This window comes from Vibrio sp. QJM3NY_26 (assembly GCF_057786005.1).
Map to the genome: position 1 here is coordinate 144,321 of NZ_CM173515.1, position 17,169 is coordinate 161,489.

15 protein-coding genes and 1 riboswitch are annotated in these 17,169 nt (G+C 45.0%); of the genes, 9 read left to right on the top strand and 6 right to left on the bottom strand.

What is annotated here, in order from left to right; all coding sequences use genetic code 11:
* Positions 1–34 precede the first annotated feature (34 nt).
* Entirely contained in the window at positions 35–754 is a 720-nt protein-coding gene (ompR, locus tag AC3CH4_RS00635; RefSeq protein WP_004735642.1) for an osmolarity response regulator transcription factor OmpR, read from the top strand.
* Between the two features lie 153 nt (positions 755–907).
* Entirely contained in the window at positions 908–2,203 is a 1,296-nt protein-coding gene (gene envZ / locus AC3CH4_RS00640) for a two-component system sensor histidine kinase EnvZ (RefSeq protein ID WP_488543141.1), read from the top strand.
* Positions 2,204–2,278: 75 nt separating this feature from the next.
* Here envZ and recG read toward each other — a convergent pair whose 3' ends face one another.
* The 4 genes from recG to gmk all read right to left on the bottom strand — a co-directional run bounded on the left by recG (position 2,279) and on the right by gmk (position 8,238).
* Positions 2,279–4,357, bottom strand: a complete 2,079-nt coding sequence (recG, locus tag AC3CH4_RS00645; protein WP_488543142.1) for an ATP-dependent DNA helicase RecG — start codon at positions 4,355–4,357, stop codon at positions 2,279–2,281.
* 533 nt (positions 4,358–4,890) lie between these two features.
* Positions 4,891–7,017 (bottom strand): bifunctional GTP diphosphokinase/guanosine-3',5'-bis pyrophosphate 3'-pyrophosphohydrolase, encoded by a 2,127-nt coding sequence (gene spoT / locus AC3CH4_RS00650; protein ID WP_004735646.1) that lies wholly within the window; start codon positions 7,015–7,017, stop codon positions 4,891–4,893.
* Between the two features lie 45 nt (positions 7,018–7,062).
* Positions 7,063–7,335, bottom strand: a complete 273-nt coding sequence (gene rpoZ, locus AC3CH4_RS00655) for a DNA-directed RNA polymerase subunit omega (RefSeq protein ID WP_004735648.1) — start codon at positions 7,333–7,335, stop codon at positions 7,063–7,065.
* A gap of 279 nt (positions 7,336–7,614) precedes the next feature.
* On the bottom strand, positions 7,615–8,238 hold the full coding sequence (gmk, locus tag AC3CH4_RS00660) for a guanylate kinase (protein ID WP_017109197.1): 624 nt from the start codon (positions 8,236–8,238) through the stop codon (positions 7,615–7,617).
* Between the two features lie 348 nt (positions 8,239–8,586).
* Positions 8,587–8,686: riboswitch (purine riboswitch) on the top strand.
* Between the two features lie 58 nt (positions 8,687–8,744).
* Between gmk and AC3CH4_RS00665 the strand changes: the two genes are divergently transcribed.
* The gene (locus AC3CH4_RS00665) at positions 8,745–10,115 is read left to right on the top strand and encodes an NCS2 family permease (RefSeq protein WP_065207346.1); all 1,371 of its coding nucleotides are present in this window, start codon (positions 8,745–8,747) and stop codon (positions 10,113–10,115) included.
* A gap of 278 nt (positions 10,116–10,393) precedes the next feature.
* Here the strand turns inward: AC3CH4_RS00665 and AC3CH4_RS00670 are convergent, their stop codons facing one another.
* Positions 10,394–10,963, bottom strand: coding sequence for an outer membrane protein (locus tag AC3CH4_RS00670; RefSeq protein ID WP_171328759.1), 570 nt, complete (start codon positions 10,961–10,963; stop codon positions 10,394–10,396).
* A 308-nt stretch (positions 10,964–11,271) separates the two neighbouring features.
* On the opposite strand from AC3CH4_RS00670, the gene AC3CH4_RS00675 reads away from it, so the two are divergent.
* From AC3CH4_RS00675 to cspE, 5 genes are all read left to right on the top strand, one after another.
* Positions 11,272–12,096 carry a winged helix-turn-helix domain-containing protein gene (locus AC3CH4_RS00675; RefSeq protein WP_488543143.1) on the top strand — a complete coding sequence of 275 codons (825 nt, stop codon included), beginning with the start codon at positions 11,272–11,274 and terminating at the stop codon, positions 12,094–12,096.
* Entirely contained in the window at positions 12,087–12,581 is a 495-nt protein-coding gene (locus AC3CH4_RS00680; protein WP_054547976.1) for a hypothetical protein, read from the top strand. The genes AC3CH4_RS00675 and AC3CH4_RS00680 overlap by 10 nt, the downstream gene beginning before the upstream one ends.
* A gap of 378 nt (positions 12,582–12,959) precedes the next feature.
* Positions 12,960–13,385 (top strand): phosphate-starvation-inducible protein PsiE, encoded by a 426-nt coding sequence (locus AC3CH4_RS00685; protein ID WP_017079068.1) that lies wholly within the window; start codon positions 12,960–12,962, stop codon positions 13,383–13,385.
* Positions 13,386–13,597: 212 nt separating this feature from the next.
* A complete protein-coding gene (locus AC3CH4_RS00690; RefSeq protein WP_114634193.1) occupies positions 13,598–14,230 on the top strand; it encodes an alternative oxidase in 633 nt (210 codons plus the stop codon).
* A gap of 470 nt (positions 14,231–14,700) precedes the next feature.
* Positions 14,701–14,913: a transcription antiterminator/RNA stability regulator CspE gene (gene cspE, locus AC3CH4_RS00695; RefSeq protein WP_004735656.1), complete on the top strand. Its 213-nt coding sequence runs from the start codon at positions 14,701–14,703 to the stop codon at positions 14,911–14,913.
* Positions 14,914–15,225: 312 nt separating this feature from the next.
* On the opposite strand, the gene AC3CH4_RS00700 is transcribed toward cspE, so the two are convergent.
* Positions 15,226–16,092 (bottom strand): YicC/YloC family endoribonuclease, encoded by an 867-nt coding sequence (locus tag AC3CH4_RS00700; RefSeq protein WP_114634198.1) that lies wholly within the window; start codon positions 16,090–16,092, stop codon positions 15,226–15,228.
* A 283-nt stretch (positions 16,093–16,375) separates the two neighbouring features.
* Between AC3CH4_RS00700 and rph the strand changes: the two genes are divergently transcribed.
* A complete protein-coding gene (gene rph / locus AC3CH4_RS00705; protein WP_004735726.1) occupies positions 16,376–17,092 on the top strand; it encodes a ribonuclease PH in 717 nt (238 codons plus the stop codon).
* Positions 17,093–17,169 lie beyond the last annotated feature (77 nt).

Genomic DNA, 17,169 nt, shown 5'->3' on the forward strand with positions numbered 1-17,169 from the left:
CTCAGGTTTAAGCTTTAATAGGTGGAACCATTACATGCAAGAAAACTACAAAATTTTAGTGGTCGATGACGATGCTCGTCTACGTGCATTGCTAGAACGCTATCTGTCAGAGCAAGGCTTTCAAGTGCGTAGCGTGGCAAACAGTGAGCAGATGGACCGCCTGTTAACCCGTGAAAATTTTCACTTGATGGTATTGGATTTAATGTTGCCGGGCGAAGATGGTCTTTCGATCTGTCGTCGTCTAAGAAACGCAAACAACTCGCTACCTATCCTTATGCTGACGGCAAAGGGTGATGAAGTGGATCGCATTGTGGGCTTGGAAGTGGGTGCGGATGATTACCTGCCAAAACCATTTAACCCTCGCGAACTACTAGCGCGTATCAAAGCGGTAATGCGCCGCCAAGTGATTGAAGCGCCGGGAGCGCCAAGCACAGAAGAATCTGTGGTTGCATTTGGTGAGTTCCGCTTGAACCTAGGTACACGTGAAATGTTCCGCGGCGAAGAGCCAATGCCTCTTACCTCCGGTGAATTTGCGGTTCTGAAGTCACTGGTCACTAACGCTCGTGAGCCAATGTCTCGCGATAAGCTGATGAACATGGCGCGTGGCCGTGAGTATTCAGCGATGGAACGTTCTATCGATGTTCAGATTTCTCGTCTGCGTCGTCTAGTTGAAGAAGATCCAAGTAAACCTCGTTATATCCAAACGGTGTGGGGCTTGGGTTACGTATTCGTTCCAGATGGCAAAGCAGTCTAAGCCGGTTTTGTAAGCTCTATATCAGCTTCATCGGTTCTGTGAATTTACGGGTCATCTCATTAAAATGCGATGGCCCGTTTTGTATTCAGCACAAGGGTTTAGAGTTATAGTTTCCATTATATCCCTTTATCATCCCCTCAATTTAGGTCTTCTATGCGCATACGTAGCTCCTTTACTCAGTCGATAGTGCTCTTCTTAACCCTGTTGGTTGCCAGCCAAATTTTTTCGTATTACGCGGTGTTCAATTATGCATTGATGCCGAGTTTGCAGCAGTTTAATAAGATTCTGGCTCACGAGCTAAACCTCGTCTTGGATCAAGGCAGTGATATCGAGATTGATGCACCACTACGTCAACGTGTGCTTGAGCAGCTAGGAGTGACGGTTCACGCCAAGGACAGCGAAGCTGCGGGTGAGTATTACCATGCAGTAGCAATCGACCTGATGAGTGAGGAGATGACCAAAGAGTTGGGCTCTGAAACCGAAGTGCGATTGATCTTGGGTAAAGATAGCTACGTGTTGTGGATGGACATCGCACAGCTGCCTAACTCCTTGATTCGTATTCCTCTGTCTGAGCTGCAAGAAGAAGACTTTGCGCCTCTGTTCCGTAACAGCCTGATCATGGCGATGTTGATTGTCGCGGGTGGCTGGCTGTTCATTCGCTTGCAAAACCGGCCTTTGATAGCGCTAGAGAAAGCCGCCCAAGGTGTGGGGCGTGGTGATATTCCACCACCGCTACCAGTACAAGGTGCGCAAGAGATCCGCTCGGTAACTCGAGCCTTTAATCAGATGTCGAAAGGTATCCAAGAACTCGAAGAAGACCGCGCTTTGTTGATGGCAGGTATCAGTCATGATTTACGTACTCCGTTAACGCGTATTCGCTTAGCGACCGAGATGATGTCACCAGAAGACAGCTATTTAGCGGAAGGGATCATCAGTGATACCGAAGAGTGTAATGAGATCATCAGCCAGTTTATGGATTACCTAAAGCCCGTTGATCGAGATTCATTCCAAGAGGTATTTGTCGATGATATTGCCCGAGAAGTTTCTAGCTCTGAAGGTGGCTACGAGGTACAAATTGAAACCGATATTCCAGAGTCGATGAAGCCTGCGCTAGGTAACCCGATCGCGATGAAGCGTGCCGTGAGTAACTTGGTGGTGAATGCGCTGCGCTATGGCAATGGTTGGGTCAAGGTATCGACTGGCATGACGGCCGATAATAAACTGGCTTGGGTGACCGTTGAAGATAATGGCCCGGGGATCCCGCAAGACCAAGTCGGTAAGTTGTTTGAACCGTTCACGCGTGGTGACACCGCTCGTGGCAGTGAAGGTACCGGCTTAGGCTTGGCGATTGTGAAACGTATTGTCAGCCAGCACCAAGGCGCGGTAGTCGTGAATAACCGCAGTGAAGGTGGCTTAAAAGCGCAGATCAGTTTCCCTGTGAAGCCTTAGGTTTGAATTTACTAGCATTAAAAAGGCTTCCTTGAGGAAGCCTTTTACGTTTTTGAATGACAGTGTTTTTGCTAATTAAGCCTTAGAGTAAACATCGCGCTCGCCTAGCCAGCGGTTGATGATCGCCTTGGCGTTGTCTGGGTAGCTATCGTGAATATGACGCGCAATACGCTGCACTTCAGGGATCAACCTTTGGTCACGGACTAAGTCGGCAATCTTGAAATCCGCTAAGCCAGTTTGTTTGGTGCCAAGCAGTTCACCGGGGCCACGGATCTCTAAATCGCGTTGTGCAATCACAAAGCCATCGTTACTTTCACGAAGCACACCTAAGCGCTTCTGAGCGGTTTTAGACAGTGGCGAGTGATACAGCAGTACACAATGGCTTGCGACTGAACCACGGCCAACACGGCCTCGTAGTTGGTGCAGTTGTGCTAGGCCAAGGCGCTCTGGGTTCTCGATGATCATTAAGCTCGAGTTCGGTACATCCACACCTACTTCGATGACGGTTGTAGCGACCAACAGGTGCAGCTTGTTCTCTTTGAAGTCTCGCATTACCGCTTGTTTCTCGGCGGGTTTCATTCGACCGTGCACTAAACCAATTTTTACGTCAGGCAGTTTGCGTTGCAGCTCTTCTGCCGTATCAGCTGCAGCTTGAGCTTCAAGTACTTCTGATTCATCAATCAGCGTACACACCCAGTAGGCTTGTTTGCCTTCATTGAGACACGCATTTTTCACACGTTCAACAATGTCATCGCGCTTGGTATCAGGAATTGCCACGGTTTGAATTGGTGTTCGTCCCGGTGGCAGTTCATCAATAATAGAAGTTTCAAGGTCGGCATAGGCCGTCATTGCTAACGTTCGTGGGATTGGGGTCGCGGTCATGACCAACTGATGGGGGTAGTAGCCTTGCTTTGCGCCTTTCTCACGCAGTTCTAATCGCTGGTGGACGCCAAATCGGTGTTGCTCATCAATGATCACTAAGCCAAGGTTTTTGAACTCGACATGTTCTTGGAATAGCGCATGAGTACCGACCACCATTTGCGCTTCGCCGCTGGCAATACGTGTTAGTTCCGTTTCACGAGCTTTACCTTTGAGTTTACCTGCCAGCCAACCGACTTGAATGCCCATCGCCTCAAACCAGTTAGCAAAGTTAATCGCGTGCTGTTCTGCCAATAGCTCGGTTGGTGCCATCAGTGCCACTTGCTGACCATGTTCGAGTGCGCGAACGGCTGCCAGTGCGGCGACTAAGGTTTTACCTGAACCTACATCACCCTGTACTAAACGCATCATAGGGTGTGGCTTTTCAAGGTCGGCTTCGATCTCTTTAGTCACCCTTACTTGAGCATTGGTTGGTGAAAATGGAAGTTGAGCTAACAACTTATCTTTGAGGGTGTTTACCTGAGGGAAAGGCATCGCTTTGTCTTGCTGTCCTTTGCTACGAACAGACAGCATCGATAGGTTTTGAGCCAGTAGCTCTTCCATAATCAGGCGCAGCTGCGCAGGGTGTTTACCTTCATCAAACAGCTCTAGGTCAATGCCCGGAGGAGGCCTGTGAATGGTATGCAGTGCTTGCGCGAGTGTTATTTGGTGGTCGTATAAACCGGATGGAAGCAACTCATTAACTGCGGCCTTGTCGATTAACTCTAAAGCTTGATCGGTAAGGTTACGCAGCGTGACTTGTCTTAGTCCTTCAGTGGTTGGGTACACTGGAGTTAGGTTGGCTTCAACGTCTGGCTGTTGCCTCGGCGCAAAGAATTTGTAGTCGGGATGGACAATCTCAAGCCCCATATTACCGCGCTTGATCTCACCATAAGCATGCACTTGTTTGCCTTCGGCAAAGTTATTCTTCATGCCTGCAGTGAAGTTGAAAAAACGTAGGGTAATAGTGCCATTACCATCACTGATCTTTACTGCGAGCATCTTACGTTTGCCGAAAATGGTATCGACGTGCATTACCTTGCCTTGCACTGCTGCCCATAAACCAGCATGCAGTTTTACGATGGGATAGATACGCGTTCGATCTTCATAGCGCAAAGGCAGGTGAAACAGCAGGTCTTGTACATTGTTAAGCCCAACCTTCTCTAGTTTCTCTGCGACTTTAGCGCCGACTCCAGATAAAGAGTTGAGAGGGATAGCAGATAAAAGCTGTGACATAACAAGGCTCATAAACGTAAGAGAGATAATCTATTCAAGCATTTTACTGGATTTTTGTACAGGGTAAAGCTTAGAAGCAGATGAGGGATGAGAGTGAACGAGATTCGAAGGGAATAAGAGTAGATGCGGGATACGGGTAAACGAGATGCGAAGAGATTAAGAGCAGGTTCGGGTTGCGAGTAAGCTAGATGCGAAGGGAATAAGAGTAGAGGCGGGATGCGGGTAAACGAGATGCGAAAAGATTAGAGCAGATGCGGGATACGGGTAAACGAGATTCGAAGAGATAAGAGCAGATACGGGATGTGGGTAAACGAGATGCGAAGAGATTAAGAGCAGATTCGAGATGCGAGTAAACGAGATACGAAGAGATAAGAGCAGATTCGAGACTTGGGTAAGCGAGCTAAGAAAAGAACAGGGCGGTACAAAAAATTAAAGCAGACTCGAAATACGAAGAGTTGAGGTGGTGAAAAGCTTTTGCTCTTCGCATCTCGAGACTCGTATCTCTCATCTGCTTTATTTATCTGCTGTTAGATCTAGTTCTTACGACGTTTTACTTTCAGCGCGTGTGGCATCACACGTAGCTTTTTCATAATACTTGCAAGATGAACACGATCTTTGGTTGTCAGCAAGATAGTCACTGTGTACAGGCGTCCATCACGTTCTTCGGTTGAAATACCGTGAATGTTCGAGCCCGTTTTTGAGATAACGTTCGTTAACTCTGCCAGTGCACCTTGGTGGTTTTGGATGTCGATCTGAAGTTCAGCTGTGAACTCTTGATCGTAATCGTCAGACCATTCCACCGCCATGTATTTGTCTGGTTCTTTTTGGTAGCCACGGACGTTTGGACACGTTTCGCGGTGAACCACAAGGCCACGACCTGGAGATACATGAGCAATGATGTGATCGCCAGGGATCGGGTGACAACAATTTGCAAAAGTCAGTAGTAGACCTTCAGCTCCGCGGATAGCTAGTTTCTTCCTAGGCGCATCGCTGTTGTTTTTCACTTCAGTCAGTTCGTCAGCATCACCCAGTAGGCGACGAGCAATGACGATACTCATCAGCTCGCCAAGACCAATCGATGCTAGCAAGTCTTCAACGCTTTCTAGGCGTAAGTCAGACAATACATGCTCGAGGTTCTCTTGGCCGATATCGGCAATAGAGTGTTCACCAAGTGCATGATTCAGTAGACGACGGCCTAGGGTAATCGACTCTTCACGGCGCATTGTCTTCAGAACCTGACGGATCTTAGTACGAGCACGTGAGGTCACCACGTAGTTGAGCCATGCAGCATTCGGACGTGCGCCCGGAGCACTGATGATCTCAATGGTTTGACCGTTCTTCAGCGACTTGCTGAGTGGGTAAGGGTTCATGTCGACGCGAGCCCCTACACACATATTGCCGACGTCGGTATGTACCGCGTAAGCAAAATCGACCGCTGTTGCACCCGCAGGAAGTTCGACGATACGACCTTTCGGCGTGAACACGAAGATCTCATCTGGGAACAGATCAGATTTAACGTTTTCAATGAATTCGAATGAGTTACCTGCGCTTTGTTGAAGCTCAAGTAAGCTCTGCATCCAACGCTGTGCTTTAACCTGTGCGGTTGTCCCATTGCTACTGCGTGAGCCACTGCCTTTGTAAGACCAGTGCGCCGCGACGCCTTTATCGGCCATTTGCTCCATATCTTCGGTACGGATCTGAACCTCTACAGGTACCCCGTGAGGGCCGATCATTGACGTATGAAGAGATTGGTAGCCGTTGGCTTTTGGTACCGCAATGTAATCTTTCATGCGTCCCGGGCGTGGCTTGTACAAGCTGTGAGCCTGGCCAAGTGCGCGATAACAAGTGTCTGGGGTATCAACCACTACGCGGAAAGCGTAGATGTCCATAATGGTGTGAAAGCGCTGCTCTTTGGTTTTCATCTTGTTATAGATGGAGAACAAGTTCTTTTCACGACCTACGACGCGAGCAGACAAACCGACTTCTTCAAGACGGCCTTCAATTTCGCTATGGATACGTTGGATCATTTCCTTACGGTTACCACGCGCAGCTTTCACTACATTTCTGAGTACGCGATAACGGTTAGGGTAGAGGGCTTCGAAGCCCAACTCTTCTAGTTCGGTCTTGATGTTATGAATACCAAGACGGTGAGCTAGCGGAGAATAGATCTCTAAAGTTTCACGAGCAATACGACGCTTTTTGTCAGGACGAAGTGCCCCAAGCGTACGCATGTTGTGAGTACGGTCAGCTAATTTGATCAAGATAACGCGGATGTCTTGCACCATGGCGAGAACCATCTTACGGAAGTTCTCTGCTTGCGCTTCTTTGCGATCACGAAATTTAAGCTTATCCAGCTTAGATACACCATCAACCAGTTCAGCAACGGTATTGCCGAATTGAGCTTCTAGCTCCTCTTTTGTAACTTCAGTATCTTCAATTACATCGTGGAGTAGGGCGGCTTGCAGGGTTTCGATATCCAGACGCATTTCTGCCAGGATTCTTGAAACAGCAACAGGATGGATTATGTATGGTTCACCCGTTGAACGGGTTTGCCCTTCATGGGCATTTCTCGCTACCACATAAGATTGACGCAGAGCCTCAATTTGAGGCTCTGTTAGGTATTCTTGGGCAACGTCTTTGAGGCTATCGAATAGATACAAATTAAAGGCCCGGAAGGTTAATTAGTTCGAATGACGTTGATTCTATCAGCGAGTGTGAGCGATGCTGCTTACTGCTGCAAGTTCAGCCGCTTCTTGCTCTTGTTGCTCTTGACGCTCACGAGCATCTAGTACGTCTTTAGTGATAAGACCTTCTTCGATTTCGCGAAGAGCGATAACCGTCGGCTTATCGTTTTCTTCAGGCACTAGTGAATCTTTGCCGCCAGTTTGCATTTGACGTGCGCGGCGAGCCGAAATAAGAACTAGGTCGAAACGGTTGCCAACTTTTTCAACAGCGTCTTGAACAGTTACGCGTGCCATGAGGACTCCAAATAGTAATTAACTAATAAATTTTATATGACGAGAAAGTATACAAGTTTAACTAGAGACTTTCTAGCTCACCGTATACTTATCTCAATGGAAAATCCAGTTATACCAATCACAGTAAATAAGTGCTCAGAGATAGCGCCGGAAAAAAGTTTGAGAACAAGGCAGAACTTTTCGATAAGTAGTGACCCTACAATCAAAAATTATAACGACGTTATCAGGCTTTTTAGCAAGCTAGAATGACCAGTTGTTTACTACGATTGGTATCAGAGATTATTCCGCTAGTAGTGCTGTAAGCATGCCGCTGTATTTAGCTGCTTGCTTATCTTCTTTTAAGCGTTCCGCACGAATGATTGCTCTGAAGTCCATTAAGGCTGCATCAAAGTCATCATTCACGATCACATAATCGTATTCTGCATAGTGAGAAATCTCTGATTTTGCTTCGCTCATGCGTTTCGCAATAACTTCGTCGCTATCTTGACCGCGAACATTTAAACGACGCTCTAGCTCACCATTTGATGGTGGAAGAATGAAGACACTCTTCGCTTGAGGCATTTGTTCACGGATCTGACGAGCACCTTGCCAGTCGATATCTAGGAATACATCGATACCGCGGTTTAGGTTTTCTTCAATCCAAACACGTGACGTACCGTAGTAGTTGCCGAATACTTCAGCATACTCTAGGAACTCACTCTTCTTGATGAGATCTTCAAAGTGATGTTTCTCTACAAAGTGGTAGTGAACACCATTTTCTTCACCAGGGCGCATACCGCGAGTGGTGTGTGAAACAGATACCTTCATTGCGTAGGTTGGATTGGTTTCCAGCATTGCTGAGATCAAGCTCGATTTACCTGCGCCACTAGGTGCAGATACGATGTAAAGAGTACCTATGCCCATCTGTATATTTCCACTGTTGGTTGGATTGAGTGAGGGCGATAAACCGACACTATAAAAGATAGCACTGACCCTAATTTTTGTTCCGGTGGTGCATCTACTAATTGTTTCGGTGGTTACATCTATAAAGGGATAACGAGTGAAACCAATAGAGACAACTGGTGAAAATTAGGTCAGAAAAATGGAGGCGAAGAGTAGCATATTTAGATGATTGAGAACAACTGGCTTGATCGTTATTTATCAGCGAATGATCTTTTCAAGGATCTTTGTATAACTGCAATGACTCGTCATCTTCACTTTTTTATGTGATCTGGACAAAATTTGTTGAAGTTTTAATCTCAATCCTTACAATCCGCGCAAACGATTAAATGCTGTATATATCTAGTGATATGGACTAGATGTTTCTACTACCGAGCCTACCTTGGTGACTACAGTTTTTAGTGTAGAGATCCCTCTATTCTCACAGCATTTGAATCTCAAATTTCTTAATTTATTACATAGGTTTTGTTGTGAATACCGACTCCACCCTGAAAGCCCAGAAAACGTCTGGCTCGCTTGACACCATGTTCAAACTCTCAGAGAGAAAGACCACGATCAGCACTGAGCTATACGCAGGTTTTATTACCTTCCTAGCGATGAGTTATATCTTGGCGGTTAACCCAGCAATTTTGGGTGGTATCCCGGGGATGGACAAAGGGGCTGTATTTACGGCTACCGCTCTTTCTGCTGCTATCGCAACGCTTATCATGGGCATTTGGGGTAACTACCCAGTGATGCTGGCTCCAGGTATGAGCATGAACGGCTTCTTCAAAGGCTTACTGTTAAGTGGTTCAGTCGCTGTACTTTGGAATGAAGCGCTATTTGGCATCTTCCTATCGGGTATCCTTTATCTCGCTTTCTCATTGACCAATATTCGTAAGTCGATGATTGAATCGATTCCTGAAGATTTGAAGTTGGCGATTACCGTATCTCTCGGCTTATTCATTGCTTTCTTAGGACTTAAGAATGCAGGCATCATCGTGTCTAACCCGTTTGTACTGGTTGGCTTAGGTGACATCTCAGACCCACAAGTGGTTATCGCTTATGTGAGTATCTTCATCGCTCTGGGCTGTATGGTTCGTGACATTAAGCTGGCAACGTTTATCTCGTTTGTTTCAGCGATTGCATTGACGATTTTGGCTGATGTGTTCTTAGGTACATCAAACGCACCAATCCCAGATCAATTCGTTTCTATGCCACCAAGTATGGCGGGCAGCTTCGGTGCGATCTTTGATTTCTCAGCTTTCACCCCTGAGAAAATGTTCGACCTATTGTTCATCGTCCTTATCTTCCTGATTGTCGATTTCTTCGATGGCTTAAGCACGATTGTTGGTGTTGGTCGTGATGCGGGTATCATCGACAAAGATGGCAAGGTACCAAATGCGAAATCGGCTTTAGTTGCTGATGCGGGCGGAACAGTGATTGGTTCGATTCTTGGTACCACATCGATCACTGCTTTCTCTGAATCGGGTATTGCCTCTTCTCAAGGTGCGAAAACAGGTTTAGCGGCAGTCATGGTGGCTGGCTTATTCCTAGTGTCTCTATTCCTATACCCAATCTTCTCTATCTTCTCAGCGGCAATGGTCGCGCCTGCGATGGTAGTGGTAGGCATCTACATGGTGGGTCGCCTTGGTCAGATTAACTGGGAAAAGAAAGAGTCACGCATTGCGGCTTTCTTCACCATCATGTTTACAGTGCTAAGCTTCTCACCAGCAAACGGCATGGCGATGGGCTTCATCAGCTACGCATTTACTATGGTTGTGGCAGGTAAGCGCAAAGAAGTACACCCACTTATCTACGGCCTGTGTGTGGTGTTCTTAACTTACCTGATTCTTCTATAAGGTTAATTCGCCACTACCAATTAGCCACTAAAAAGTCGCTAAGTAAAAGACAAACAGATGGCTCTGCAGTGAATGTGGGGCCATTTTTGTATCTGTTGTATCTGTTGTATCTGTTGTATCTGTTGTATCTGTTGTATCTGTTGTATCTGTTGTATCTTAAATTTATGCTCGTTCTTGCTGAACGTTGAGTTCAACTTACCGCCATTCTGCTGATGTTCATCTAAAAAGGGCGACGGTGGTCGCCTCTTTACGTTTACTAGCCAACGAAGTGTTCGTTATTAGAATTTGTACGTTGCGCCAGCGTAGAAGCTACCAAGTTGAACGGTCACATCATTGTATAACCAGTGGCCAGTATCAACGCTGAAGGTATCAACTTCGTAAGCCACACGGAAGTTTAGGTTCTCAAGGCTTGCTGGTGTGTATTCTACACCTGCGCCCAGACGCAATGCTGTTTCATCTTTGCTACCATAGTCATCAACATCAAATGAAAGCTGCGTTAGACCTATGGTACCAAATGGACGCCAACCGCTATCAAAGGTGTAGCCAAGGTTTGCAGCAATAGATATGCCTGCTGTCTCGATAGCATAACCTGACAAGCCTGATGCTGTTATATTACTGTATTTGGTGAATTGTGTTTCAACGCCAACAATGCGGTTAAATTGATAGCCACCAATCAACTTAAGCGTTGAGTATTTTGTTTCTAGTGTAGAAAACGCGGCATCGTCATCGTAAGTTGTGGTACCAAAACCACCACCTAGGTAAAAGCCAGATACGTCTTTCTCAACTGCTTGCTCTTGGGCACTGGCAAAGGCAGAAAATGCTGCCAGAAGGATCACTGCTTTTTTCATTAGATTCATCTCATCGGGGATAAAAAGTGGTGCGCATTATGTGTTCAATGGCAATATAAAACTAAAGATGGAATTCATATAAACTTCATGAGTTGTCGGTTTATTGATAATTCCCCTTTTATATATTTTTATCTTTATTGCATAATTCATTGATATAGTTGATGTTGTATTTTTTCTGTAAGAACTTTTGCTTTAGGTAGATGGATTGTACTCAATGCTTACGCAGTTGACTTGGTAATGGTAGGATCCAGCTCTTCACGCGTGTGTTTTTTGGTTGTGTGAGCCCTAATTTCAGTAATAGTGAGTGTATGCATAGAGTCTGTTTTTCCAATTTGATTCTCGATCCAACGACTCTAACTTTATCGAATGCCGATGGTGAATGTATTCAATTACGCCCGCTTCCATATGCAGTGTTGAGTTTGTTACTTGAAAACCAGGGTGTTCACGTTACTCGTGAACGACTATTTGAAACGTGTTGGGGGGGCGCATTAGTCACTGACCAAGCGATCACTAATGTCATTTCAGGTTTAAGGAAAAACTTCGAGCAGTTGCGCGCGCGCGATGTCACCTTGAAAACAGTCAGCAAAATTGGCTACGTTCTGAACATTCACAGTGGCAAAGAGCCGATTAAGAAAATAGGAAACCGAGCAATTCGGGTTAGCCAAGAGCAAGAAATCGTTTTAGAAGAGGTGAGCCTTAAGCCTGCCCCTACCTTGAAAATGAACATGTATTCTTGGCATGGGTTTGTAACGGTATTGCTGCTAGCCTGTTTGGTGTTCGTTTTTTTTACTAAGCCTTTTATCCGAAAGCCACAGTTTCTCCAGCCTAGTGAGTATCAACATTTTCAGATTGGCGTGACCGATTTTTATCTTTATGACAGTGCTTATTTAATAAGTGACGGTCGACTGCTCGCATATGAATTAGCGACTCAATCGTTTCCAACCTGTCATGCGGATATGTATCTGCGAATCGCAGAGTCTGCTTATGACGACGACGTTTATATGATTAAAACTTTTGCTTTTGCGAAACACGGCAGTAAGAACGCAAGCTACGTGAATCATTCGGTGAGTATTGATGATTTATCAGAGACGGTGGTGAAAGCAATTAGGAGGGCTCGATCAATATGCGGATAAAATCGGTCGTCGTTTTCAATATTGCGCTTGCTACCTGTGTCATCGGTGTGGCGTTGTATCAGTGGAAGTTTGAGCAACAACAGTTAGCGGGTAGTCGTTGGGCATGTGTTCAGCTTGATGAGGGGTTTGTTTCGCAAGGGTATCGTCACTATCAAGAGATCGCTGATCGCTCTATTTTAGAGTTTACCTCAAATGACAGTTTGCTGATTTTTCAGAAAGGTTATGTTCAGACACTTGTCGGAGAAACCAAGCCCTACGAAGTCTATTATGAAGCAAACTACATTGCTGAGAATGGTCTCCTATCGGTTGCCTATCAACATATCGACTGGAATCTAAAGCCAACTGGCAATGAGATCTTTGTTCGTGATATGGACGCTCTGGTAAGAGCTAAAATTGAACTGATGTATAAAGTGAAAGGTGACCAGTTGTTTTTGTTCAGTAAAGGGCATGCAGAAGAGAGGAATCATATCTGCTATTCCAAATGACGATTTTGAACCATATTCACTCCGATATCAGCGTGTACTATTATGACACTTTCAAACTTAGGCACTTAATTTAATTGAGTTTATTTTTAGTGGTTTTGATTTGTATAAAGAAGTGTATCTACTTATCTACGGCCTGTGTGTGGTGTTCTTAACTTACCTGATTCTGCTTTAAGGCTATTAGCCACTAAAAAGCCGCTAAGTAAAAGACAAACAGATGGCTCTGCAGTGAATGTGGGGCCATTGTTTTATCTGTTGTTTCTTACCTTTGCTTCTTACTGGTGGTTACCGATGAATTGATGGCGATGCTTTGACAGTACGCGACTTATATTGATGCATGCTATTGTAGAGACTGGATTAATTATTTTTTGAAGAGTGACTATGCCTTCTAACTTGCCTAAATCTTTTAGTAAGCCGTTTTTAAAAGTATTCCACATTATGGAAGCGGTATTGCTGGTGGCGATCACACTGGCGACCTTGTTTGCGATGGTCGAAGAGTTCATGCATGTCTTCGCTGAACGCCGAGTGCAATTGACCGACATTCTGCTGATGTTTATCTATTTAGAAGTGTTGGCGATGGTTCAGCAGTTTGTGATGAACGGTAAGATCCCAGTGCGATACCCCATCTACATCGCGATGATGGCAATTGCTCGTTACATCACTTTAGGCATGAAAGAACTCGATGCGGTATTGATCGTTTGGTTATCTTTAGCGGCATTTATCTTGGCCGCAGCAACACTCTTGATTCGTGTTGGGCATCATTATTGGCCATATGTCGATCTAAGAACCAAGCAGCCGGATGAGTAAATCAATCAGGTTATAAGCTAATAAGAGCCCAGCCATGTTGCTGGGTTTTTTATTGTCCTTAGTGTGTCTAAAAGACATAAACATGTCTCTTTTTTTACTGAAATTGTGCTGTCAATAAGACTCTAATTGTTGTTTTTACCTTGATGTACAAGGCTTTGTGTCTTGGCATGAATGTTGATTAGTAAGTATTAGACTCATATAAGGAACACGCTATGCATTTTGAAAGCACTCATTATAAACCTGAAATCTTCTCCGAAAAGGTTGCACTTCTTGTTACTCGACTTCTCAAAAAGACACTTAACTTGTTTTATGGAAAACACTTAGCCAAACGAGCCATGTTGTTGGAAACCATAGCGGCGGTGCCGGGCATGGTGGCGGGAGTGTTCAATCACCTCAAAGCTCTGCGTCGCATGAAAGACGATGGTGGTTGGATCAAAGAGCTACTGGACGAAGCGGATAATGAACGGATGCACTTGATGATTTTCCTTACCGTTACCAACCCGTCCATTATAGAGCGCATTTTAGTGATGCTATTACAGTTCATCTTTCTACTCATCTATGGATTGATTTACTTAGTCTCATCTAAAACGGCACATAGGATCGTTGGGTATTTTGAAGAGGAAGCTTGTAATAGTTACTCCGAATATATCTCGAAAATTCAAGATGGCACGTTGCCCAATCATCCCGCACCTGAAATTGCGATTAAATATTATCGCTTACCCGAGAATGCTACGTTTTTGGATGTGCTTTTCTGCATAAGGGAAGATGAAGCTAAACATAGAGATAAGAATCACGACATTGCCGATCTCTATAAAACCCAAGACTTACCCGATCATCAGTGCTAATCATCAAAAAGACATAATGATGACAAATAAAGCTCAACAACCAGAAAATAAGGTCGTCTTAATTACTGGTTCAAACCTGGGATGGGGTTGAGCTTTTCTATGCATACTAGAAATACGGACTTACCTGAGGGGGAGTGCTTAGAGAGTCGTACTATGAGTAAATTTCTTAAGATCAAAGCGTTATAAATGAGCTTAATGGCGTAGTAGGGCTGTAATTTAAGCCAACCGAACAAAAAAACATCAATTATTTTCAAATAAAGCTTTACAACCCGACCCAGATCACCAAGAATGGCCTCGCTCTGTTTTCAGAGTTATTAAATGAAACATCAGTTGTAAAGTAAAACCCTTAGTATTGCTTCATTGTTATTCTCAGTGTTTCCCTTGGCTTCATAGATACATTAAATAATTCAAGCTTTCAGCGCATCGCACTTTTGGCGATTAATTTTTTATTTTTATATAAGGGACACATCATGTCTAACAAAACAAACGGCGTAGTAAAATGGTTTAACGAAGAGAAAGGTTTCGGTTTCCTAACTCAAGACAACGGCGGCGCTGACGTATTCGTTCACTTCCGTGCTATCGCATCTGAAGGTTTCAAGACTCTTAAAGAAGGCCAACAAGTGTCTTTCGAAGTAGAGCAAGGCCAAAAAGGTCTTCAAGCTGCAAACGTTGTAGCTCTATAAGATTTTAAGTCGGCGCAGGTTGCATTAGCAACTTGCGTCACTTTCTCCCTTAAATCTTTCCCCTCTAGTTCCACCTGTAATACCCCCTCAAAATATTCTAAAATCCTTTGCTAAATCCGCTTCTCTGTTCTATCTATAGCTGTATCTATCTCTTGCTCCAAACAAATCTCCTGCGTAACAACCTGCTCACTTACTCATCCTGATTGGCATTATTGTATCCATAAAAAAAGCCCCTAAAACTAGGAGCTTATCTTGATCTAATCAACACTGATTCAGCTAATGGCTTATTCACAGCGTGTTACTGACAAACTGTTATTCAATATTCTGGATCTGCTCACGCATCTGTTCGATAAGAACCTTAAGCTCTACGCCTGATGCTGTGATGTCTGTGCTGATAGACTTAGACGCTAGCGTGTTTGACTCACGGTTGAACTCTTGCATCATGAAGTCAAGCTTACGGCCACAAGCACCACCCTTCTTCAATACGACATTTGCTTCTTTCACGTGAGAGTCTAAACGGTCTAGCTCTTCTGCTACGTCTGACTTCTGCGCAAGTAGGATAAGTTCTTGCTCAACACGAGAACCTTCAAGTTCAATTTTAGCATCTTCAAATTTGGTAAGAAGGCGCTCACGTTGCCATTCTAGGATCTCAGGCATGCGTGTGCGAACTTTAACCACTTCTTCAGTGATCGCATCTAAGCGCTGTACGATTAGCGCCTTCATGTTCTCGCCTTCACGAGCACGAGCATCAATGAACTCTGCGATGGCATCGTTGAATGCTTCCAGTAGATCTTTGTTGATGGCATCCATGTCTTGCTCTGGCGTTTCCATCACGCCAGGCCAGTTCATAACTTGGAATGGGTTCAGACGGCTGTCTTCACCTGTCATGGTCATTACTTGGTTAGCGGCGTTGATTACTTGCTGAGCCAAACCTTCGTTAATGCTTAGCTCGCCTTTCGCTGCTGGGTTTGCTTCAAAACGTAGGTTACATTCAACCTTGCCGCGAGCTAGACGCTTACGGAAACGCTCACGTAAGATTGGCTCTAAACCACGGAACTGTTCAGGCATACGGAAGTAAGTTTCAAGGTAGCGTTGGTTTACACTACGGATTTCCCATACTGCTGTACCCCAATCGCCTTTTACTTCTTTGCGTGCATACGCGGTCATACTATAAATCATCGAATTTTCCTGTCTTTTATCATTCTGAAAATAACGCGCACGCATAGTATCACGATACGGGGTGCACCCGAAGCTTGTCTCTTTTCCGCGATAAATAGCCTTTCACGGTAAGTACCTTTGAGTCGTAAGTCTCTTTAAGTCGTAAGTCGCTTTGAATGGTAAATAGATTTGAAAGATAAACTGCTATATAATCTTGCCCCAATCAAAACTGTCTCACCCCTTTCTTAGGTGATGCACTCTTTCGATAGTAAATCACTTCAGACTGTTAATAAGGTAGATACCAATGCGTCCAAATGACCGCGCTGTAGATCAAATTCGTCCAATTAAAATTACTCGTAACTACACAGCTTATGCTGAAGGTTCTGTATTAGTTGAGTTCGGCAACACTAAAGTTCTATGTAATGCGACGGTAGAAGAAAACGTGCCGCGTTGGTTAAAAGGCCAAGGAAAGGGTTGGGTAACCGCTGAATACGGTATGCTTCCACGAGCAACACACACTCGTAACCGTCGTGAAGCGGCGAGCGGTAAGCAAGGTGGTCGTACGATGGAAATCCAACGTCTGATCGCGCGTAGCCTACGTGCTGTTGTTGACCTGAAAGTAATGGGTGAAATCATGATCACTGTCGATTGTGATGTTATCCAAGCAGACGGCGGTACTCGTACTGCTTCTATCTCAGGTGCAAGCGTTGCAATGGCTGATGCTATCAACAGCTTACTTGCAAGCGGTAAACTGAAAAAGAACCCAATGAAAGGCCACGTAGCGGCAGTTTCAGTGGGCATCGTTGGTGCACAAGCACTGTGTGACCTTGAGTACGTTGAAGACTCAGCAGCTGATACCGACATGAACGTTGTAATGACGGAAGACGGTAAGATGATTGAGATTCAAGGCACCGCAGAAGGCGAACCGTTCAGCCACGAAGAGCTGATGCAGCTTTTAGCCCTAGCGAATAAGGGCATTACCGATATCGTCGAAGCGCAGAAAGCTGCGTTGGCCGACTAGTTTTTAGATAGCTCCCACATTGGGGGCTATTTTTTTATCTTCGTCGTATTCGCGCCCTCCGCGTTGTTAACTGCGCT